The 20,321-nt window shown below is 71.9% G+C and carries 18 protein-coding genes; 10 read left to right on the plus strand and 8 right to left on the minus strand.

Annotation, left to right across the window (positions count from 1 at the left end):
- Window positions 1-65: 65 nt before the first annotated feature.
- Window positions 66-983, plus strand: coding sequence for a TIGR02452 family protein (locus ACFUN8_RS05680; protein ID WP_383631930.1), 918 nt, complete (start codon window positions 66-68; stop codon window positions 981-983).
- On the opposite strand, the gene ACFUN8_RS05685 is transcribed toward ACFUN8_RS05680, so the two are convergent.
- Window positions 968-1,441 carry a type II toxin-antitoxin system PemK/MazF family toxin gene (locus tag ACFUN8_RS05685; RefSeq protein ID WP_383631933.1) on the minus strand — a complete coding sequence of 158 codons (474 nt, stop codon included), beginning with the start codon at window positions 1,439-1,441 and terminating at the stop codon, window positions 968-970. The genes ACFUN8_RS05680 and ACFUN8_RS05685 overlap by 16 nt on opposite strands.
- A 115-nt stretch (window positions 1,442-1,556) precedes the next feature.
- Window positions 1,557-2,264, minus strand: a complete 708-nt coding sequence (locus ACFUN8_RS05690) for an alpha/beta fold hydrolase (protein WP_383631936.1) — start codon at window positions 2,262-2,264, stop codon at window positions 1,557-1,559.
- Window positions 2,265-2,369: 105 nt separating this feature from the next.
- On the opposite strand from ACFUN8_RS05690, the gene ACFUN8_RS05695 reads away from it, so the two are divergent.
- From ACFUN8_RS05695 to ACFUN8_RS05705, 3 genes are all read left to right on the plus strand, one after another.
- Window positions 2,370-3,455, plus strand: coding sequence for a LacI family DNA-binding transcriptional regulator (locus ACFUN8_RS05695; RefSeq protein WP_383631939.1), 1,086 nt, complete (start codon window positions 2,370-2,372; stop codon window positions 3,453-3,455).
- Window positions 3,456-3,528: 73 nt separating this feature from the next.
- Window positions 3,529-3,846, plus strand: coding sequence for a hypothetical protein (locus ACFUN8_RS05700; RefSeq protein WP_383631942.1), 318 nt, complete (start codon window positions 3,529-3,531; stop codon window positions 3,844-3,846).
- A gap of 159 nt (window positions 3,847-4,005) precedes the next feature.
- A complete protein-coding gene (locus tag ACFUN8_RS05705; RefSeq protein ID WP_383632250.1) occupies window positions 4,006-5,196 on the plus strand; it encodes a thiolase family protein in 1,191 nt (396 codons plus the stop codon).
- Window positions 5,197-5,252: 56 nt separating this feature from the next.
- Here ACFUN8_RS05705 and trxA read toward each other — a convergent pair whose 3' ends face one another.
- Entirely contained in the window at window positions 5,253-5,672 is a 420-nt protein-coding gene (trxA, locus tag ACFUN8_RS05710) for a thioredoxin (protein WP_383631946.1), read from the minus strand.
- A gap of 129 nt (window positions 5,673-5,801) precedes the next feature.
- Between trxA and ACFUN8_RS05715 the strand changes: the two genes are divergently transcribed.
- A complete protein-coding gene (locus tag ACFUN8_RS05715) occupies window positions 5,802-7,232 on the plus strand; it encodes a dihydrolipoyl dehydrogenase family protein (RefSeq protein ID WP_383631949.1) in 1,431 nt (476 codons plus the stop codon).
- Between the two features lie 67 nt (window positions 7,233-7,299).
- Here the strand turns inward: ACFUN8_RS05715 and ACFUN8_RS05720 are convergent, their stop codons facing one another.
- Window positions 7,300-7,884 carry a TetR family transcriptional regulator C-terminal domain-containing protein gene (locus tag ACFUN8_RS05720; RefSeq protein ID WP_383631952.1) on the minus strand — a complete coding sequence of 195 codons (585 nt, stop codon included), beginning with the start codon at window positions 7,882-7,884 and terminating at the stop codon, window positions 7,300-7,302.
- A 157-nt stretch (window positions 7,885-8,041) separates the two neighbouring features.
- On the opposite strand from ACFUN8_RS05720, the gene ACFUN8_RS05725 reads away from it, so the two are divergent.
- Window positions 8,042-9,058, plus strand: a complete 1,017-nt coding sequence (locus tag ACFUN8_RS05725; protein ID WP_383631955.1) for an alcohol dehydrogenase catalytic domain-containing protein — start codon at window positions 8,042-8,044, stop codon at window positions 9,056-9,058.
- A gap of 30 nt (window positions 9,059-9,088) precedes the next feature.
- On the opposite strand, the gene ACFUN8_RS05730 is transcribed toward ACFUN8_RS05725, so the two are convergent.
- The 4 genes from ACFUN8_RS05730 to ACFUN8_RS05745 all read right to left on the minus strand — a co-directional run bounded on the left by ACFUN8_RS05730 (window position 9,089) and on the right by ACFUN8_RS05745 (window position 17,196).
- On the minus strand, window positions 9,089-12,478 hold the full coding sequence (locus ACFUN8_RS05730; RefSeq protein ID WP_383631958.1) for a hypothetical protein: 3,390 nt from the start codon (window positions 12,476-12,478) through the stop codon (window positions 9,089-9,091).
- Window positions 12,479-12,587: 109 nt separating this feature from the next.
- Entirely contained in the window at window positions 12,588-14,828 is a 2,241-nt protein-coding gene (locus tag ACFUN8_RS05735; protein WP_383632253.1) for an ATP-binding cassette domain-containing protein, read from the minus strand.
- 193 nt (window positions 14,829-15,021) lie between these two features.
- Entirely contained in the window at window positions 15,022-16,113 is a 1,092-nt protein-coding gene (gene corA, locus ACFUN8_RS05740; protein ID WP_383631961.1) for a magnesium/cobalt transporter CorA, read from the minus strand.
- 120 nt (window positions 16,114-16,233) lie between these two features.
- A complete protein-coding gene (locus ACFUN8_RS05745) occupies window positions 16,234-17,196 on the minus strand; it encodes a cation diffusion facilitator family transporter (protein WP_383631964.1) in 963 nt (320 codons plus the stop codon).
- Window positions 17,197-17,549: 353 nt separating this feature from the next.
- On the opposite strand from ACFUN8_RS05745, the gene ACFUN8_RS05750 reads away from it, so the two are divergent.
- The 4 genes from ACFUN8_RS05750 (at window position 17,550) to ACFUN8_RS05765 (ending at window position 20,115) form a co-directional block, all read left to right on the plus strand.
- Window positions 17,550-18,341 carry a VOC family protein gene (locus tag ACFUN8_RS05750; RefSeq protein ID WP_383631967.1) on the plus strand — a complete coding sequence of 264 codons (792 nt, stop codon included), beginning with the start codon at window positions 17,550-17,552 and terminating at the stop codon, window positions 18,339-18,341.
- Window positions 18,342-18,539: 198 nt separating this feature from the next.
- Window positions 18,540-18,839: a hypothetical protein gene (locus tag ACFUN8_RS05755; protein WP_383631970.1), complete on the plus strand. Its 300-nt coding sequence runs from the start codon at window positions 18,540-18,542 to the stop codon at window positions 18,837-18,839.
- A 35-nt stretch (window positions 18,840-18,874) separates the two neighbouring features.
- Window positions 18,875-19,282 (plus strand): hypothetical protein, encoded by a 408-nt coding sequence (locus ACFUN8_RS05760; protein ID WP_383631973.1) that lies wholly within the window; start codon window positions 18,875-18,877, stop codon window positions 19,280-19,282.
- Window positions 19,283-19,617: 335 nt separating this feature from the next.
- Window positions 19,618-20,115 carry an ATP-binding protein gene (locus ACFUN8_RS05765; RefSeq protein WP_383631976.1) on the plus strand — a complete coding sequence of 166 codons (498 nt, stop codon included), beginning with the start codon at window positions 19,618-19,620 and terminating at the stop codon, window positions 20,113-20,115.
- Window positions 20,116-20,321 lie beyond the last annotated feature (206 nt).

The raw sequence follows: 20,321 nt of genomic DNA on the forward strand, positions 1-20,321 counted from the left end.
AGAGTGCCCCCGTGGGCGGGAAACATGGTTGCCCCGAGCGCGTTTCCTCACGGAGGATGCCTGGCATGAGCGCACGGCTGCGGGGGATCGCGAAACACACCGAGGAGATCGTCGAGGCGGGCGGATACCGCGCGGAGGACGGCCGTCAGGTGCCGCTGGCGGCCCTGCTGGCGGCCGCGACGGAGGGCACCCGGCTGTACGGCCCCGAGCCGGTGCCGGTCACCCCGGACACCTCCCGTACGACATCCTTCGAGGTCACCGGCGAGAGCAGCCTCCAGGCCGCCCGGCGAATGGCCTCGGCCGCACCCGGCCCCGTGGCGGTCCTGAACTTCGCCTCGGCACGTAACCCGGGCGGCGGCTACCTGAACGGCGCACAGGCCCAGGAGGAGGCCCTGTGCCGGGCCTCCGCGCTCCACACCACCCTGCTGCGCGCGCCGGACTACTACGCGCAGCACCGGGCCGACCGCAGCCCGTTCTACAGCGACCGCGTGATCCACTCGCCCGGTGTACCGGTCTTCCGCGACGACCGGGGCCGGCTGCTCGACGCCCCGTTCACCGTCGGCTTCCTCACCTCGCCCGCGCCGAACGCCGGGATCGTGGCGCGCGACCGGCCCGCGGAGTCCCCTCGTATTCCGGCCATTCTCGCCGCACGCGCCGAACGGGTCCTGGAGGTGGCGGTGGCGGGTGGCTACCGGCGGTTGGTGCTCGGTGCGTGGGGCTGCGGGGTCTTCCGCAACGACCCGGCGCTGGTGGCCGGCACGTTCCGGGCGCTGCTGGTCGGAGGAGCCGGCGGGCGTGAAAGCGGCGGGGGCGGAGAGGGCGACGGCGTCGGGAGCGGCGGGCGGTTCGCGGGCCACTTCGACCAGGTCGTCTTCGCGGTGCTCGACCGGACAGCCGATTCGGCCACGCTGGCCGCTTTCCGTCGCACGTTCGCGGACGATCTCCCGCCCGGCTCCCGGGTGCCGACTCAGCGCCAGCCGTAACGCTCCCGCAGCCGCCGTACGACCCGGTCGAACCGCCCCCGGTCGAGCGCGCACGCCTCGCGCCGCATCCCCGCGTCGTGGATCCGCAGCACCCGGTCCAGATCCACCCACGACTCACGGCCCTGCCGGTCCCACGGCCCGACCCCGATCGGTACCCACTCGTGGTCGCGGTCGTGCCGCTTGCTGGAGAGCTGCACGGCGAGCAGGGTGCCGGCCGGCTCGCGGGCCACCACGAGCACCGGCCGGTCCTTGCCGCGCCCGTCGTGCTCCTCATAGGGCACCCACGTCCAGACGATCTCGCCGGGATCCGGGTCGCCGTCCCTGTCGGGCGCGTACGAGGTGCGTACGGGCCCGACGTCACGGGGCTCGGCCTCCGTGGTGGCCGAGGGACCGCTCCGGCCGGGGAGTTCGGGCTCGGGGGAGTGGTCGGGGGCGCCGGAGTCGGTGAAGGGCTTCATCCGACCGAAGGTAGAGCCTGGGCGCCCCCGACCCCTCACCGGGTCCGTCCGGATCCCCCGAACGGATCCCCGTTCAGCTCCCGTTCAGCTCCCCGCTCGGATCCGGCCCCTCAGTTCAGATCCAGCCTTCCAGCGAGGCCATGAACGCGTCGAAGTCGTCGCGGTGCGCCGTGTGTCCCGCGCCCTCGACCGTACGGACCTCGAAACCGCGCGACCGCAGCTCCACCGAGTCGGCGGGCGAGACCATGGGGCTCGGATCGGCGATGGTCACCAGCGAGGGCACCACCGGCCGGTCCGGCCGCAGATCCGCGCCGAACGCCGGCGCGATGCCGTACGCCGTCCCCTCGTCCCATACGGCGAGGCTCGCCAGCTCAAGGTCCACATCCACCTCGTCCCAACGGGGGTTGAGCGCGGATATCTCCGCGCGCGAGAGGGTCTTGGCCGCCGCGAGCCGCGCCGGTCCCGCGCTCTCGGCGGCCCCCTCCTCCGGGCCCGGCAGATGCCACGCCGGATCGCAGTAGACCGCGCGGCGCGGCGCCAGCCGCTCCACCGCGAGCGCGAGCGCCATCGCGCCCAGGGAGTGACCGATCGCCACCTCGGCCCCGGTGGGCAGTGTTTCCACGAGGTCGTCGGCGAAGTCCCCCGGCGCGTACGGCCCTTGGCCGCTGGAACCGTGGCCGCGCAGATCGACGGCGATCACGCGCAGTCCGCGCGCGGCCAGTTCGGGCCCCACCCGCCGCCAGGTCCGGTGGTCGGCCATGATGCCGTGGATCAGGAGCGCGACACGGTCGCCCTCGCCCCAGGTGTGGGTGTGCAGTCGCAAGACAGTCCCTTTCGTACGAAGGTGTGTTTCCCGTGCGGCGAACCGGACCGGACGACGGGCCCCGGACCGGCCGCCGAAGACCTCTCTGGAAGGATGCGGGGGGCGATGAGCCAGTTACCCGAAGAGCCCGCCCCGCCCGCCCGGCGGCCGTCCCCACAGCCGCCCCCGCGGACGATCCCGGCCCGTGTCGAACGTCCCGTCCCCACCAGCGCCGACGTCGCCCGGCTGGCCGGAGTCTCCCGCGCCACCGTGTCGTACGTCCTCAACAACACCTCCGCCGTACGGATCAGTGAGCCCACCCGCCGCAAGGTCCGCGAGGCCGCCGAGGAGTTGGCGTACGTCCCCCACGCCGCCGCGCGCAGCCTGCGCGCGGGACACACCAGGATTGTCCTGCTCCCCACCGCGCACGTCCCCGTCGGCCCCCTCTACAGCGGCTTCCTCAACGAACTCCAATGGGCGCTGCGGCGGTTGGACTACACCGTCGTCCAGTACGGCAGCCTCGGTCTCGACGGCGACGAGGCGGCGCGCGCCTGGGCCGAACTGCGCCCGGTCGCCGTCGTCTCCCTCGGCGAGATCGCCCTCACCCCCCAGGGGGTGGAGATACTCAAGCGCTCCGGCGCGAAGGCCGTCATCACGCTCGGCCCGCAGGAGGTCGAGGGCGCGCACGCCCTCGTCCTGGACCAGCGCGAGATCGGCGGCCGCGCCGTGGACCACCTGCTGGAGCGCGGCCGCCGCCGGATCGGCGTCGTGCTGCCGCAGGAGCCGGGCCTGGAGATCTTCTCCGCACCCCGGCTCGCGGGCGCGCGCGCCGCCGCGGCGGCGTCCGCCACCGGCGCCCACATCGAACCTCTGCCACTCGCGTACACCGAGGAGTCGGCCGCCGCGCTCGCCGCCCGCTGGGACGGCCTCGGCCTGGACGCCGTCTTCGCCTTCAACGACGAACACGCGATGCTCCTTATGAGGGCGCTCCAGGACGAGGGTGTCGACATCCCCGGCGGTACGGCGGTCATGGGCGCCGACGACCTGCTGCTCGGCAGGCTCCTGCGGCCCCGGCTCTCCACCGTACGGATCGACCTCGTCACCGGTCAGCGGCTGGCCGCCCTGGTCGACCGGGTCGTACGCGATCCCGGCGGGGAACCGGAGCGGCACGACCTGATGGGGGCGCGGGCCGTACGACGCGAGTCGACCTGACCTCCCGGCCCCTCGGCCTCCGGGCCCGCGCGACGACATGCGCGCCGTCGGCCCGTTGTCTAGCGTCACCAGCATGAGCACTCATTGGCACCCTTACCCGCGGCGCTTCGAGATCCTGCTGGTACCGGAGCACACCGACGGCCGCGACGGCCCGCCGGACGCGGCGACCGCGCTGCGCTCGGCGGTGGTCGAGGTGACCGGGGAGATCGGCGAGTCCGGTTACCCGCGCTACGAGGGCGGCGGCATGGTCGCGGACATCGACCCGGAGACCCGTACCGTCGAGGGCCTGCTGATCGACGACTACGAGGTGGACTACGGGCTGTCGGCACGCGTCGTGGACGCCCCCGACAGCCCGGAGGCACCCGACGTCGCGGAGCCCCGCACGCGCTGAGCGGTCCGGCAGGGACGCTCGGTCCCGCGCACGCCTCCCCCGACCGGGACGTTCGCCCCCTCGGCTCCGCCCGCGCCTCCCATGAAAGAGTGCGCGAGCGAATGAAAGAGTGCGCGAGCGAACAGCAGGCCGAAAGGGAGAGAGCCGATGAGCGATCCGATGACCATCCGCGACGTCTACGTCGTCGACGCCGTCCGCACACCGATCGGCAAGTTCGGCGGCGCGCTCTCCTCCGTACGACCGGACGATCTCGCCGCCCATGTCGTGCGGGCCCTCGTGGACCGGACACCGGAACTCGACCCGGCCAGGATCGACGACGTGGTGCTCGGCGCGGCGAACGGCGCCGGCGAGGACAACCGCGACGTCGCGCGCATGGCGGCGCTGCTCGCCGGACTGCCCGTCTCCGTCCCCGGGGTCACCGTCAACCGGCTCTGCGGCTCCGGCCTCGAAGCGATCATCCAGGCGGCGCGCGCCGTGGCGCTCGGCGACGCGTCGATCGTCGTCGCGGGCGGCGTCGAGTCCATGTCCCGCGCCCCGTGGGTGCTCCAGAAGCCCGAGCGTGCCTTCCCCGCCGGGAATCAGCAGCTGCACTCCACCACCCTCGGCTGGCGCATGACCAACCCCCGCATGCCCGCCGAGTGGACGGTCCCGCTCGGCGAGGGCGCCGAACTGATCGCCGACAAGCACGCCATCACCCGGGAGGCGCAGGACGCGTTCGCGCTGGAGAGCCACCGCAAGGCGGCGCGGGCCTGGAGCGAGGGGCTGTACGACGCGGAGGTCGTGCCTTACGCGGGAGTGGACCTCGTACGCGACGAATGCGTCCGCGACAACACGTCCCTCGAAGCGCTCGGCAGGCTCCGGCCCAGCTTCCGTAAGGAGGGCGAGGGGACCGTCACGGCGGGCAACGCCTCACCGCTGAACGACGGCGCCGCCGCCCTGCTCCTCGTCGACGAGGCGGGCCTGCGGGCGACGGGGCGCGAACCCCTCGCCCGGATCAGGACCTCCGCCGTCACCGGCATCGAGCCGCAGCTCTTCGGCCTCGGCCCGGTCGAGGCCGTACGCCGGGCGCTCACCAAGGCGGGCCGGGACTTCGCCGACCTCACCACCTTCGAACTCAACGAGGCTTTCGCCGCCCAGTCGTTGGGCTGCCTCGCCGAATGGCCCGAACTGGACCCGGCACTGGTCAACCCGCGCGGCGGCGCGATCGCCATCGGCCACCCACTGGGTGCCTCCGGCGCGCGCCTCGCGGGCTCCGTGGCCCATCAACTGGCCGCGGCGGGCTCGGGAACCGGTCTCGCCGCGCTCTGCATCGGCGTGGGCCAGGGCCTCGCCCTCGTACTGGAACGCTGACACCGGAACGTCGACGCGCACGGGCCGCGCGGGCCGCACGCGCCGCCTCAGGAGCCTTACGCGCCTTCGCCGGTGCCGGCGGTCCCGCCGGCACCCGGCGACTCCGCCTTCGCGGCGGCCTCCGCCTCGGCGACCGACTTGCGGACCTCTTCCATGTCGAGCGCGCGCGCCTGCCCGATCACGTCCTCCAGGGCCGTCTCGGGCAGCGCGCCGGGCTGGGCGAAGACCGCGACATTGTCCCTGACGATCATCAGCGTCGGGATGGAGCGGATCTCGAACGCCGCCGCCAGCTCCTGCTGCGCCTCCGTGTCGACCTTCGCGAAGACCAGGTCGTCGTGGCGCTCGGACGCCTGCTCGTACACCGGGGCGAACTGACGGCACGGACCGCACCAGGAAGCCCAGAAGTCGATCAGGATGAAGTCGTTCTCCGACACCGTCCGGTCGAAGTTCTCCTTGGTGAGTTCCACAGTGGCCATGACCTGATACCTCTTCCTGTTCTCTCCGGATGAAGCCGCCTCGCACAACGGTGGGTGCCACCGCCGTATTCCTCGCCCATTCCCGAAGATCGTGTGGCCATGCGGCGGGCACCGCACCAGACTGTCCCCATGACGGAAGCCATTGAGTACGACGTCGTGGTGCTGGGCGCGGGACCGGTCGGGGAGAACGTCGCCGACCGTGTCAGGGCCGCCGGGCTGAGCGCGGCGATCGTCGAGAGCGAACTGGTCGGCGGCGAGTGCTCCTACTGGGCGTGCATGCCCAGCAAGGCCCTGCTGCGCCCGGTGATCGCCCGTGCGGAGGCACGCCGCGTCCCGGGGCTGAGCCTGTCCGCACAGGGCCCGCTCGACGTGCCGGCCGTCCTCGCGCACCGCGACGACTACACCTCGCACTGGAAGGACGACGGCCAGGTCGGCTGGCTCGACTCGATCGGCGTCATCCTCTACCGGGGCCAGGGCCGGCTCGACGGAAAGAAGCGAGTGACCGTCACCGACGCCGAGGGCGGCGTACAGGTCCTCACCGCCCGCCACGCGGTCGCCGTCTGCACCGGCACCAGCGCCGTCGTACCCGATCTGCCGGGCCTGGCGGGCGCCAAGCCCTGGACGAGCCGCGAGGCCACCAGCTCCCCGAGCGTGCCGGACCGGCTCGTCGTCGTGGGCGGGGGAGTGGTCGGCGTCGAGATGGCCACGGCCTACCGGGGATTCGGCTCGGACGTCACCCTTCTTGTACGGGGCGACGGTCTGCTGCCCCGTATGGAGCCCTTCGTGGGTGAACTGGTCACCGAGTCGTTGACGGAAGCGGGCGCCTCCGTACGGAAGGGCGTCTCGGTCACCTCGGTCGAGCGCGACGGCGGCACCGGACCGGTCACGGTGGTCCTCGACAACGGCGAGCGGATCGAGGCGGACGAGATCCTCTTCGCGACCGGCCGGGCGCCGCGCACCGAGGACATCGGTCTGGACACCGTCGGACTGAAGGCGGGCTCCTGGCTGACGGTCGACGACAGCTGCCGGGTGGAAGGCAGTAACTGGCTCTACGCGGTCGGCGACGTCAACCACCGCGCGCTGCTGACCCACCAGGGCAAGTACCAGGCCCGTATCGCCGGCGCGGCGATCGGCGCCAGGGCGCAGCACGTACCCCTGCTGGAGACCGACCGCTGGGGCGCCCACGCGGCGACCGCCGACCACGACGCCGTCCCGCAGGTCGTCTTCACCGACCCGGAGGTCGCCTCGGTCGGCCTGACCCTCAAGGAGGCCGAGGACGCGGGCCACCGGGTCCGCGCGGTCGACTACGACATCGCGAACGTCGCGGGCGCCGGTCTGTACGCGGACGGCTACCGGGGCCGCGCGCGGATGATCGTGGACCTGGACAGCGAGACGCTGCGCGGCGTGACGTTCGTGGGCCCGGGGGTCGGCGAACTGCTGCACTCCGCCACGGTGGCCGTCGCCGGGGAGGTCCCGATCGACCGCCTGTGGCACGCGGTGCCGTCCTACCCGACGATCAGCGAGGTGTGGCTGCGGCTGCTGGAGACGTACCGCGGCTGACGCGACGGTCGCGCGTGGGCGCGCGTGAGTCCGCTTGAGGACTGTCGCGCTCAGGTCCGCGTGAGGATCACGGTCGCGGCCGTGCCAGCAGGGTGCCGAAGACGATGTCGAAGAAGGCGTCGAAGGACTCCGAGGTGCGGTCGGACCGTGCCCCGACGATGGCGCCCTCCCACGCGTTGAGGACGAACCGGGCGGTCTTCGCCGTGTCGAGGTCCGCCGCCACCGCGCCGTCGCGCGCCGCTTCGGCCAGCACGTCCGTGATCTTCGCGTGCCACTGGTCCAGGCCCTCGCGGACAGCGGCGCGGATGGTCTCGCTGTGGTCGGCGATCTCCAGGCCGAAGTTTCCGAGCAGACAGCCATGGGTGTACCCGTAGGCGACGATCTCGTCGCGGAGGAATTCGAAGTGGGCACGCAGGCGCGGTAGCGGCGCCACGGATTCGTCCGCCAGGTCCTGGAGCCGGCGCTCCGCCCCGTAGCGCTCCAGGGCCACCACGCCGAGCGCCTCCTTGCTGGCGAAGTGGTTGTAGAAGGACCCCTTCGGCGTCCCGGCGGCGTCGGTGATGTCCTTGACGCCCGCCGCGTTGTAGCCGCGGGCGTGGAACTCCGCCAGTGCGGCCCGGACCAGTTCCTCACGCATGCTCTGCCTAGCCATCAGCTGCTCCCTCCACTTGCAATATGGTCGGTCGTCTTACGGTTGTCAAACAGCCGCTCCGGCGGGTCGGCACAGTGTTTGACAGCTTCAAGACGACCGGTCATATTGGAATGAGTGCAGCGAGAGCGCAGCCGGATTCCTGAGGAGAGGCACGATCATGTCGACTTATCGAGCATTCGAAGTGACAGGCAACCGGAACTTCCGCCTCGTCGAGCGCGAGACCGTCGCGCCACTTCCCGGCCAGGTGCGGATCCGGGTCGAGACGTGCGGCATCTGCCACACCGACGTCGTGGCCGTCGAGGGAATGCGCGGCGACGCCGACCGGCCCCTCGTCCCCGGCCACGAGATCGTCGGCACCATCGAGGCCGTCGGCGACGGCGTACGCACCTGGCACGTGGGCGACCGCGTCGGCGTCGGCTTCCTCGGCGGACAGTGCGGTGAGTGCGAGCACTGCCGCCGCGGCGACTTCGTCAACTGCGAGGACCAGCCCCGGACCGGAACCACCGTGGACGGCGGATACGCGGAGATCGTGTACGCACGCGGTACGGGGCTCGTACGGATGCCGTCGAACCTGAACTCACTCGACGGCGCACCGCTGCTGTGCGCGGGTCTCACCACGTACAGCGCGCTGGCGCAGATCGACGCCCGCCCCGGGGCCCTCGTCGCCGTCCAGGGGATAGGCGGCCTGGGGCATCTCGGCGTGCAGTACGCCGCCAAGCTCGGCTACCGCGTCGCCGCCATCGCCCGTGGCGCCGAGAAGGGGCCGCTGGCCGAGCGGCTCGGCGCGGACCACTACATCGACAGCGCGAGCGAGGACCCCGGCGAGGCGCTGCGCAAGCTCGGCGGGGCGAGCGCGATCATCGCGACCGCCGCCAGCGGGGCCGCGATGTCCCCGCTGGTCCCCGGTCTCGCACCGCGGGGACAGCTGCTGGTGCTCGGCGCCGCGCCCGACCCCCTCACGGTCTCGACCTCGGACCTCATCTTCGGCACCCGCTCGATCACCGGCAGCCTCACCGGCTCCGCCGTCGAGAACGAGGACAATCTCGCCTTCACGGCCCACCGTGACATCCGGCCGATGGTCGAGACCCTTCCCTTCGCCGACGCGCCGAGGGCCTACGAGCGGATGCTGTCCGGCCGGGCGCGCTTCCGCGTCGTACTCGACATGGGCGAGTGACGGCGCGGCACCCGCGGCGCGCCCCCGGGCTCACTCCGTGCGGATGACCGCCGCCAGCGCGGCGTCCCGTACGTCCCCCGACGGGTGACGGCGCAGGGCGCGCAGAGCGGTGCGCCAGTCCTCCGGCCAGCCGAGGCGCTTGCCGATACCGGACACCAGGGCGACGGCCAGGAGGCCGGTGGCCGCGTCGCCGGCCGTGGCCAACCGGTCGGCGGCGGCCAGGACCGTGGCCGGGTCGGACGGCAGATGGCCGGAGCCGAGCCGGTCGCGCAGGCGGTCCGCCGTTGCCGCCGCCAGGGCGGGGCGGTCGTCGGCGTTGGCCGCCAAGTCCCGCAGTCGCGAAGTGAGTTCGGGCAGACCGGCGTCCAGGTCGACGAGTGCGCGGAGCAGGTCCGCGCGTGCCCAGGAGAGTGACGGCTCGGCGGCCAGCTGGGTGGCCACGGCCGCCAGCACAGGGCGGGCCTCGGGCTTCGGCCGGTTGGCCAGGGGGCCCAGCAGCACGAGCGCCCGCTGCCGGGACGGCAGGTCCCTGTCCGGTGCTGCGTCGGGCTCACCGGCGGCGATCGCCGCGAGCAGCGTCGCCAGTGTGCCGTGCAGCAGGCTTCCCGGCGCGGCCCCGCCGACAGGGTGCGGCAGCCCGGAGACGGCCAGGTTGACGATCGTCGTGGTGGCGTGCCGCCAGACGGCGCGTGACCCGTCCCCCTCGCCGAGGTCGGTGACCCGCTCGGACAGCCCCTCCACGGCTTCCGGCGCGTATCGCGCCCACTGGAAGAGCGCCCGCAGCCCGGCCGCCGCCGCGTTCGGGTCCGTCGACCGGCACACGGCGCCTACCAGGCGGGCATAGCGGGGCCGGTGGACCTCCGGCAAGGACCAGGCCGGGGTCCGTACGACAGCCTGAAGCACCTGTGGCGCGCCTTCCACGGCCGACGTGAGGACGGACCAGGTCTGCTCCTCGGAGAGCAGTTCGGTCGAGAAGGCCACGACCGTCGCCTGTACGTCGGGGTGCCGGGCCGGCGCGTGGAAGGCCGCCGCGAGCAGCGCCGCGGCCCGGGGGAGCGGCAGATGGGTGGCCGCCAGCCGTACCGCCTCCTTCCGGCTCGTCACTTTCACGCCTTCGTCGGCGGTGAGCAACGCGCCCAGCCGCTCGGCGAGTTGGGACGGCGCGACGAACCGCGCGGCGCGGGAGGCGGCGTGCACGGCGACCCGGGCGCGGTCGTCCCCGACGTGGGCGAGCAGCACGGGAAGGGCGTCCTGCGGCTCCGCCGCCCACACCAGCGCGGACAACGCGGCCTCGGCCAGCACCACTTCCTCGGATTCGACGTAGCGCAGCGCGAGCGCGCGGCCGTGCTCCGGGACGGTCGCGGCGGCCCGGATCGCGGCGGCGCGCCGGTGGAGCGGCTGCGACTCGTCGTCGGCGGCCGCCGCGGCCATGGCGCCGGCCTGCGCCTGCCGGCGCGGCGACCAGCGGTCGGCACAGCGGAGATCGGGCAGCGGCTGACGCGTACCGCGCCCGAGGAAACGGCCGTACGGCGGCGGGCCGCCGAGCAGCACGTCCAGCAGATCGGTCCGACGGGTCGTCAGAACCCTTTCCACCGGCGCGAGTACGGCCGCCGACGGTTCGAGTTCCAGAATCCTGGCCACCCGCTCGCTCCGGGTCCGTGGCGGCTTGAGCCAATGGGCCGCCGCTGCCTTGAACGCGTCGTCGTCGCCGTGCTTCAGGGCGTCTTCGAGCAGGCCCTGGAGGACGGGCATGCGGTGGGCCCGCCTGCCGAGCGAGGCGGTGAGAGCGAACAGCGGCAGATAGTCGCCCTTGTCCGCCGCCGCGTCCAGCCACGGGCGCAGCGCGTCGAGCACCTGGTGCTCCTGGCCGCGCCGCAGCGTCCGGTCGAGCGCGCCGAGCCGGTCCACCCCGACATGGGCGGCGATCTGTTCCAGGGCGCTCAACGCCCAGTCCACCAGGGCCTGTTCGCCGTCCACCGCGTTCTCGCGCAGCAGGTTGACCGCCAGCTTCCGGACGGACTCCGTGGTGTCGTGGGAGATGTCCCGCGCCTCCAGGGCGTCCCGCAGGACGCGGTCCAGCGTGCGCGCGCCCTCGGCCGTGAACAGGTCGGGGCGCACACTGGCGAGCGCGCGGAGCGCGGCGCCGCGTACCGGATCCTGCTCGTTGCGCAGCCGGAGCAGCTCGGTCAGCGTCTCATGCACGGCCACCCGGTCCCGGGAGTGCGCGGCGTTGGCGACGAGCAGCGGCCAGGCGAATGCGCGGTCGGCCGCGTCCGGGCGCCGGGTCCCCGCGAGCAGTTCGGTCCGTGCCTCGGCGACCGGGCCGTACGCGACCGGCTCCAGGATCTCGTACCAGGACCCGCCCGTCTCGCGGCGCCGGGCTGCCCACCGACGGGCCTCCGCCCAGCGGCGTTCGCGCGGCAGCAGGGCGAGCACCGGCAGCACGTCGCGGGCAGCCACCTCGACGCCCTCCGTCACCAGGTCGAAGAAGTCGCCCCGGCGGTGCGGCGGCAGCGCCTTGAGCAGATCGAAGAGGAGGTAGGGGCGGTAGTCGGCCCAGTGGCGTCCGAGCGCGGGCAGCGAGGGAGGGGCGGCCTGGGCGATCCGCCGCAGGACGGACGCCGACGGCTGCGGCGGATTCGGCGGCGCGCTCCGGTCCCGCGGCAGCAGCAGCCGTACGGTGCGCTCCGCGTCGACGGTCACCAACTGGTTCAGCCGCTGGACCAGCGCCGCCGGAAGCGGGTCGGGACCGTGCCGTTCCAGCATCGACAGCACCCGCCCGGCGCGGGCGGGGACGGCCGCGGCCACTCCCTCCGCCCAGCGGCGCCAGGCGGCGTCGCGCTCGGAGCGCGGGCGGTCCGCGAGGTCCCGCTCCGCGTGGTCGAGGACCTGATCGGGGAAGTTCAGGCCGAGCTTGGTCCAGGACTCGACGGCGTAGGAGAGTTCGGGCAGTGCCGCAGCCACGAACTCCGCCGAACAGACCGGCAGCAACTTGGCCGCCGCGCGGTCACCCCACTGTGCGCGCAGCCTCGGGACCAGACGCTCCGCGAGCGCCGTACGTCCGCTCGCGAGCACCACCTCGCCCAGCCGCTGCCGGGTGTCCGCCGAAGCGTCCTCGTACGCCGCCTCGATCGCGGCATCGGGCAGCGGAAGCGTGCGGGCGGCCCGCAGCGCGTAGGCCCGTACCACCGGGTCCCGGTCGGTCAGCCGCTCGGCCAGGAAGTCCATGTGCCGGCCGACCAGCGCGGCGAACGCCGCGAGCCGTCGCCCGTATGTGCCGCGGGCCGCCAACTCGTCGACCAGGGAGGATATCTGGTCACCCGCGGACAGTGAACGGACGCTACGGGCAAGGTGCTTGAGGCGGTCCGGGTACGACAGCGGTTCGAGTGCGGCGAGCAGACGGTCGACGGTGAGTGACATGACCGTGATTGTGCCGGGAGGAGTGCGGGGAGCCCAACGGATATCCGGGGGCGGTGCCGCTCCCACGTACCGTTCCGTCGGGCTCCCCGAGCACGCCCCCCCTCGGGTACTACGCCCCCGAACCGACGTACTCCCGCAGATGCCGCGCCGTGACCGTGTCCGAGTGCGCCACCAGATCGGCCGGCGTACCGGTGAAGACGATCTGCCCGCCGTCGTGCCCGCCGCCCGGCCCCAGGTCGACCAGCCAGTCCGCGTGGGCCATGACCGCCTGGTGGTGCTCGATCACGATCACCGTGTTGCCCGCGTCCACCAGCCGGTCGAGCAGCGCCAGCAGCTTGTCCACGTCCGCCATGTGCAGCCCGGTCGTCGGCTCGTCCAGGATGTACACGGAGGACTTCTCGGCCATCTGGATCGCCAGCTTCAGCCGCTGACGCTCGCCGCCCGACAGGGTGTTGAGCGGCTGGCCGAGCCGCAGATAGCTCAGCCCGACGTCGTTGAGCCGGCCGAGGATCGCGCGCGCCTGCCCCGAGGTGAAGGAGTCGTACGCCTCCGCGACCGACATCGAGAGGACCTCGCTGATGTTCTTGCCGTTCAGCCGGTAGGTGAGCACCTCGGGGGTGAACCGCTTGCCCTCGCACTCCTCGCAGACGGAGGCGACGCCCGCCATCATCGCGAGGTCGGTGTAAACGAGCCCGAGGCCGTTGCAGTTGGGGCAGGCGCCCTCCGAATTCGCGCTGAACAGCGCCGCCTTGACACCGTTGGCCTTGGCGAAGGCCGTCCGGATGGGGCTCAACAGCCCTGTGTACGTGGCCGGGTTGCTCCGCCGCGAACCCCGGATCGGCGACTGGTCGGCCACCACCACGCCGTCCCTGTTGGAGAGATAGCCGTGGATCAGCGAGGACTTGCCGGACCCCGCCACCCCGGTGATCACGCTCAGCACACCGGTCGGGATGTCGACGGCCACGTTCTTCAGGTTGTGCAGATCGGCGCCCTCGATGGACAACTGCCCGTTCGGCTGGCGCACCGACTCCCGCAGCCGCGCCCGGTGTTCGAGGTGCCGCCCGGTCAGCGTGCCCGACGCGCGCAGCCCCGCCACGTCGCCGGTGAAGCAGATCTGCCCGCCCGCGGTGCCGGCGCCGGGCCCCAGATCCACCACATGGTCGGCGATCGCGATGACCTCGGGCTTGTGCTCGACGACCAGCACTGTGTTGCCCTTGTCCCGCAGCCGTAGCAGCAGGTCGTTCATCCGCCGGATGTCGTGCGGGTGCAGCCCGATGGTGGGCTCGTCGAAGATGTACGTGGCGTCGGTGAGGCTGGAGCCGAGATGCCGCACCATCTTCACGCGCTGCGCCTCACCGCCGGAGAGGGAGGACGAGACACGGTCCAGGCTCAGATAGCCGAGCCCGATCTCGACCAGCGACTCCAGCAGGTCCCGCAGATTGCCGAGCAGCGGCGCCACGGCGGGGTCGTCGATCTTCCGTACGTACTCGGCCAGGTCGCTGATCTGCATCGCCGAACACTCGGCGATGTTCACCCCGTTGACCTTCGAGGACAGCGCGGCGGCGCTCAGCCGGCTGCCGCCGCAGGACGGGCACTCGGCGAAGACCACGGCCCGGTCCACGAACGCCTTGACGGGGGCCTGCATCGAGTCGCGGTCCTTGACCAGGACCGTGCGGTTGACCTTGGTGATGAGACCTTCGTACGTCATGTTGTTGGAGCCGACCTTGACCTTGGTCGCGGTCTTGTGGAGGAAGACCTCCCACTCCTCGGGCGTGAAGTCCTTGAGCTTCTTGTCCGGGTCGTAGAAGCCCGAGGCGACCATGATCTGCCAGTACCAGGCGTCCACCTGGAAACCGGGCACGGTGATCGCGCCCTCGTTCAGGGAGAGTTCGCGGTTCACGAGCTGGTCGATGTCTATCTTCGACACCTGACCGATGCCCTCGCACTCGGCGCACATGCCCTCGGCGGCGTTGAAGCTGAAGGCGGTCGAGGTCCCGATGTGCGGGGTGCCGAGCCGGCTGAAGATGATCCGCAGCATGGTGTACGCGTCGGTCGCCGTGCCCACCGTGGAACGGGAGTTGGCGCCCATCCGCTCCTGGTCGACGACGATCGCGGCGCTCAGATTGTGCAGCGAGTCGACGTCCGGCCGGCCCATGCTCGGCATGAAGCCCTGGACGAAGGCGCTGTACGTCTCGTTGATCAGGCGCTGCGACTCGGCGGCGATGGTGCCGAAGACGAGCGAGGACTTGCCGGATCCCGAGACGCCGGTGAAGACCGTGAGGCGGCGCTTGGGGATGTCCAGCGAGACCTCCCTCAGGTTGTTCTCGCGGGCCCCGCGGACCTGGATCACGTTGTGACTGTCGGCGGCTGGGATGTTCACGGACTGCTCCTCGTGATTCTCGGCGAGGAGCTAGCGTACACCGTACTCAGAGGGGATCGCACATGCATTCGAAAAGATACCGCTGTTCGTCCTCGGCAGGTGTGTCCCGTGGCGAATCCCGTGTGCGTGTCCGGTGGTGGTGCGCCGGGCGGCCGTTACGGCCCTACAGCCAGCCGTTGCGGCGGAAGCTCCGGTGGAGGACGTAGCACGCCGTGGCCATGAGAGCGACGACGGCCGGATAGCCGTACGTCCACCCCAGGCCGGGCATGTGCTCGAAGTTCATCCCGTAGACGCCGCAGACCATGGTCGGCACGGCGACGATCGCGGCCCACGCGGTGATCTTGCGCATGTCCTCGTTCTGCGCGACGGTCACCTGCGCGAGATGGGCCTGGAGGATCGAGTCCAGCAGGTTGTCGAAGGCGGCTATCTGGTCGGTGAGCCGGGCCAGATGATCGGCGACGTCGCGGAAGTACGGCCGTACGTCGGCGGTGACACCCGGCAGTGTCCGGTTGGCCAGCATGTCGAGCGGCCGGTCCAGCGGCGCCACGGCCCGCTTCAGCTCCAGCAGTTCCCGCTTCAGCTGGTAGATGCGCCCGGCGTCCCCCTTGCCCGCCCGGCCCGCCGATTCGTTGAAGACCTCGCTCTCGACATGGTCGATGTCGTCCTGGACCGCGTCGGCGACGGCGAGGGAGTCGTCGACCACCTGGTCCGCGATCGCGTGCAGCACGGACGACGTCCCCATCGCCAGCCGCTCCGGCGCGGCCTCCAGCCGCTCCCTGAGAGGGCCGAGCGAACCGTGCCTGCCGTGCCTGATCGTGATCACGAAGTCCGCCCCCGTGAAGACCATCAACTCGCCCGTGTCCACCACTTCGCTGGTGGCGGTGAGCGTCTCGTGATCGACGTAACGGCAGGTCTTGAAGACCGCGAACAGCGCCCCGTCGTAACTCTCCACCTTCGGCCGCTGATGCGCGTGTACGGCGTCCTCGACGGCCAGCGGATGGAGCCCGAACAACTCGGCGAGCCCCTTGAACTCGGCTTCGTCCGGCTCGTGCAGACCGATCCAGACGAAGCCCCTGCCGGACCTCCGGACCCGCCGTACGGCTTCGTCGGCCGGCCAGTCTCCCGGCTGACGTACGCCGTCCTCGTAGACCACGCAGTTCACCACCGCGCTGCCGAGCGGCGACCGGGCCGGATGGCTGAGGTCGACAGTGCTGCGGTAGACGCGCCGCACCGCCCGGCGGAGGCGACGGATCATGGGCACGAGGGGCTCCGTTCGATGGATCGGCGGCCAGTCTGCCACCACCCACCGGGCGCCGTCCCCGGTCCCCGGGCGCTCGGGAACGCGGCCGGCGTCGGCGTTCCCGTGGTCCGCCGGTCAGGTGCCCCCCTCCGGCGGGGCCTCCGTGATGTCGAGGAAGACATGGTCGGCCTCCGGCCATGTCTCGACCACCGAGCGCTTGATGCGTACGCAGATCAGCTCGATGTCCTCGCTGTCGAGCCCCGGCACCAGATCGATCCGGGCCGCGATGAGCGCCGAGTCCATGCCGAGTCGCATCGTCAGGAGTTGGGCGACGTTGTCGATCTCGGGCTGGGCGTCGAGGAGCGCGGAGATCCTGTCACGCAGCTCGGGATCCACTGACTCGCCGACGAGTTGGACGCGCGCCTCGGCGCCGAGCCGGTACGCGACGAACACCAGCAGCAGACCGATTCCGAAGGACGCGCCCGCCTCCCAGGCCACCTCGCCGGTGATCAGATGCAGCACCATGCCCGTCATGGCGAGCAGCACACCGAGCACGGCGGTCGAGTCCTCGGCGACGACGGTCCGTACGGCGGGATCCTTGGCGCTGTCCTTCTGCTTGCGCAGTTGATGGAGGGCGCGGAGCAGGGAGCTGCCCTCGGCGACCAGTGCGACAGCGAGGACGACCAGGCCGACCGCGTAACCGCTCGGCTTCTCCCCGTTGTCCGTGGCCAGGGCGTGATAGCCCTGGTAGAAGGAGAAACAGCCGCCCATGACGAAGATCCCGACCGCCGCGAGCAGTGACCAGAAGTAGCGCTCCTTGCCGTAGCCGAAGGGATGACGGCGGTCTGCGGGGCGCCGGCTGCGGCGCAGCGCGGTGAGCAGGAAGACCTCGTTGGTGCTGTCGGCCACGGAGTGCGCCGCCTCGGAGAGGAGCGCGGGCGATCCCGAGAGGAGACCGCCGATGGCCTTCGCGACGGCGATGACGATGTTCGCGGCGAGGGCCACGAGGATGGTGATCCGGGTCTTGGCGTCGGCCGCGTCGGCGGCGTCGGTCGCGTCGGCGGCGTGGGCCGGCGCGGCTACGTCGGTTGCGTCCATTGCGTCCGTTGCGTGGGAGTCGTGCTGGTTCAAGTCGGCCCACCGTCGATGAGAGTGAATCGGAACCGGCGGTCACCTGTGGAGACGGTGACCGCCGGCGCCGCGGAATGTTGAAACGCGGAATGCGGAAATGTGGTGTTCGGGCGAGCCGCACGGTGCGTATCGGTCGCTGCGCCGCGTGTACCCCGCCCGTCCCGGCCGAATCGGGGCCGGGACCGGTCTTACGGCCCCGGCGGACCGCCCCTTCCGCCACCGGGCGACATGCGGGCCGCGTGCTCTGCTGGCACAGTCGTCAGGGAGCGGAGGGGAGCGCGGGGGCATCCACTGGCACGACCGGAGTGAGGCGAGCGGCCATGGCGGTGAGGCATCCTGTGTTCGGGGCCCCGTGCTGGGCGAGCCTGCTGGCCCGTGATCTCGCCGACACGCAGAACTTCTACGGCGCCGTACTCGGCTGGACCTTTCGCCCGGCCAGGCTCGGCGACCAGTTCGTCGTGGCCGAGACCGACGGCGTACCGGTCGCGAGTATCGGCGCGCTGGCCCCCACCCTCCAGGTGGCCGTGGCCTGGACGCCGTACTTCGTGGTGGGTGACGTGGACGCGACGGCCTCCCGGATCAGGGAGCGCAGTGCGACGGTCGCCGTGGGCCCCCTCGCCTTCGAGATGGGGCGGGCGGCGCTCGCCGCCGACCGGGACGGTGCCGTCTTCGGTTTCTGGGAGGGCGAGCCGCTGCCCGACGCCACCGTCAAACTCGGCTCACCGCCCTTCCGGCTGGAGCTTCGCACCTACGACGCCATCGCCTCGGCGATCTTCTACGGCGAGGTGCTGCACTGGGCCGACGACGGACCCGGCGGCATCGACGTCAGCTACGAGGAGGACCATGTCGTGCTCCGTACAGGGCACGGTTCCGGGCACGTCGTGGCGCGAATAAGCAGCGGCGGCATCGAGGCGGCGGTGGACCCGCATCTGCGCCCACGCTGGCACGTGTCGTTCCCCGTGGACGGCGTGAAGGCGGTGAGAGCGGCGGTCGAGACCGCGGAGAAGCTGGGCGGCGTCGTGGTCGCGGCGGAGGAGACGGCGTACGAGGACGGGGAACAGGTCACGCTGCGGGACCCCGACGGCGGGCTGTTCACTCTGACGGACCGCTGACGGACCGCTGACGGACGGACGGGTGCGGCTGACCGGCTGACCGATGGGCCGATGGGCCGGCTGACCGACAGGCCGCGGGCCAAGGAGCCGGGTCCGCCCGGTGGCAGGTCCGCGAGTGGGTATGCGGCGAGGACCGGGCGACGACCGGGCGAGGAGTCGGCGACGACCCGGCGACGACCCGGCGACGAAAGGAATCACGTGAACCAGCGACATCCGGACGACTCCGAGGGCAACGGCGCGGCCGTCCCGAGGGATCTGCCCGACCAGCACGCCCGGCCCGGAGACGATCCGCTGGACGTGGACATCGAGGGGATGGACTCCTCCGCCGATGACGACCCGGCGGACGGCACCAACGATCCCGACGGCGCAAACGATCCCGACGGCTCCGCCGACGACGTCCCCGACGCCCCGGACGAGGCCGGCGCGGGCAGGCGCGGCAACCCCAAAACGGGCGGGGTGCACCCCGAGCAGCCCGTCCCCGACGAACCGTCGGGCTGACCCGCCCGGCACCCACTTCCCCAGCGGAGGACCCCATGGCGAAAAGTACCCAGAAGCCCACGCAGAGGCCCACGGAGGCACACGGCGCCGACACGGAAGTGACGGTGGAACTCAGCGGCTGTGAGGCGCAGGACGCCCACGCCGTGTTCGGCGCGCTGCGCACCGCCTTCGCCTCCGACCGCGCGTCCGACGACAGACCACAGGAGGTGTCGGGCGCCCGCCCGACGGTGTGGAGCTCCACCTTCGACGTGTCGGAGGTACGCGCGCAGGCCGGCCCGACCCCGCTGACCAGGCCGGTGACGGCGGACATCCAGGGCGGCTACTGGGCGGTCGCCAGACTGCAGGAGGCGCTGACCGGGGCGTTCGCCGTGGAGGTGCTGGGGACGGCCGCCGGTGACCAGGAGCAGGAAGCCCAGCTGCGGCTGGACACGCGTCGTCCCTGAGGCCCCCGGCGCCCCTGCGCCCCCCCCAGCACTCCTCGCCGTAAACGTGGCTTCCGGGTGTACGCGGTCCGGTCGGCCTCCCCGCTGCCGCAGCCGGGCCGGCCGACCGGTCGCGGACCCGCTCCGACCTGCGCGTCCGCTCCCGTAACACCGTCTCGCCCGGTGTTCGGGAGCGGCCGTGAACAGGGTCGGGAATCCGAGAAGTTGCGCATTCGGCTCCGTCGGGTCAGTCTTTTCAGTGACCCAGAAGTGGCAAATGCTCACGCTTCGTATTCGGGGGTCGTTGCAGCAACGAGGTGAAGCACGTGGGCCTCTGTGTGTGAGGAGCCTCGACCATGACGATTCCACTCGGCCGTTACTACGTGGTGGAATTGAACGCCTCTCCGGAGCGCGTATCGCAGATACGGCGCATTGTCGCCGCACACCTTCGACACTGGAATCTCGACCCGCACGTCGACCCGGTCTGCTCGGGCCTCGACGAACTGCTGACCAACGTCCACCGTCATGTCGGTGGGGACAACAAGTGCATGGTCGAACTCCGCTGGACCGGCCGGTATCTCACGGCCGCCGTCTCGGACAACGGTCCCGAGCTGCCCCGACTGCCGTCGGCCGGTGGCGGCGGACTCGCCCGCCTCGCCTCACTCAGCGACAGCTGGGGCACGTGTGGCACGGAAGAGGGCAAAGTCGTCTGGTTCACCAGGAGCGTCGAGGCGCCGCAGAACATCCTGCGTCTGCCCGTCGTCCCGGTGGGCGGGACCGACGCCGCGGCGAAGGAGCCGGCTCCGGCCCTGAGCCTGGTGCCGACGTTCGTGCCGTCGCTCGCGTCGGCCTGACGGCGTTCGGGCGCGTACCAGGCGCCACGAACCTCGTCACTCGTAGCTCGTCACTCGTAGCTCGTAGCTCGTATCTCGGCACTGGTAACTCGTGGCGGGCCGGGTCGCTCGGAGCCGTAACACCGGCCCGTCCCAGCCCGCCCCGGCCCCGGCTCGCGCTTTTCGGCCCGGAAACGACGGGTACGCGCTCCGTTGAGATCCCGTGC

The sequence above is a fragment of the Streptomyces sp. NPDC057307 genome (assembly GCF_042667665.1).
Classification (GTDB): Bacteria; Actinomycetota; Actinomycetes; order Streptomycetales; family Streptomycetaceae; genus Streptomyces.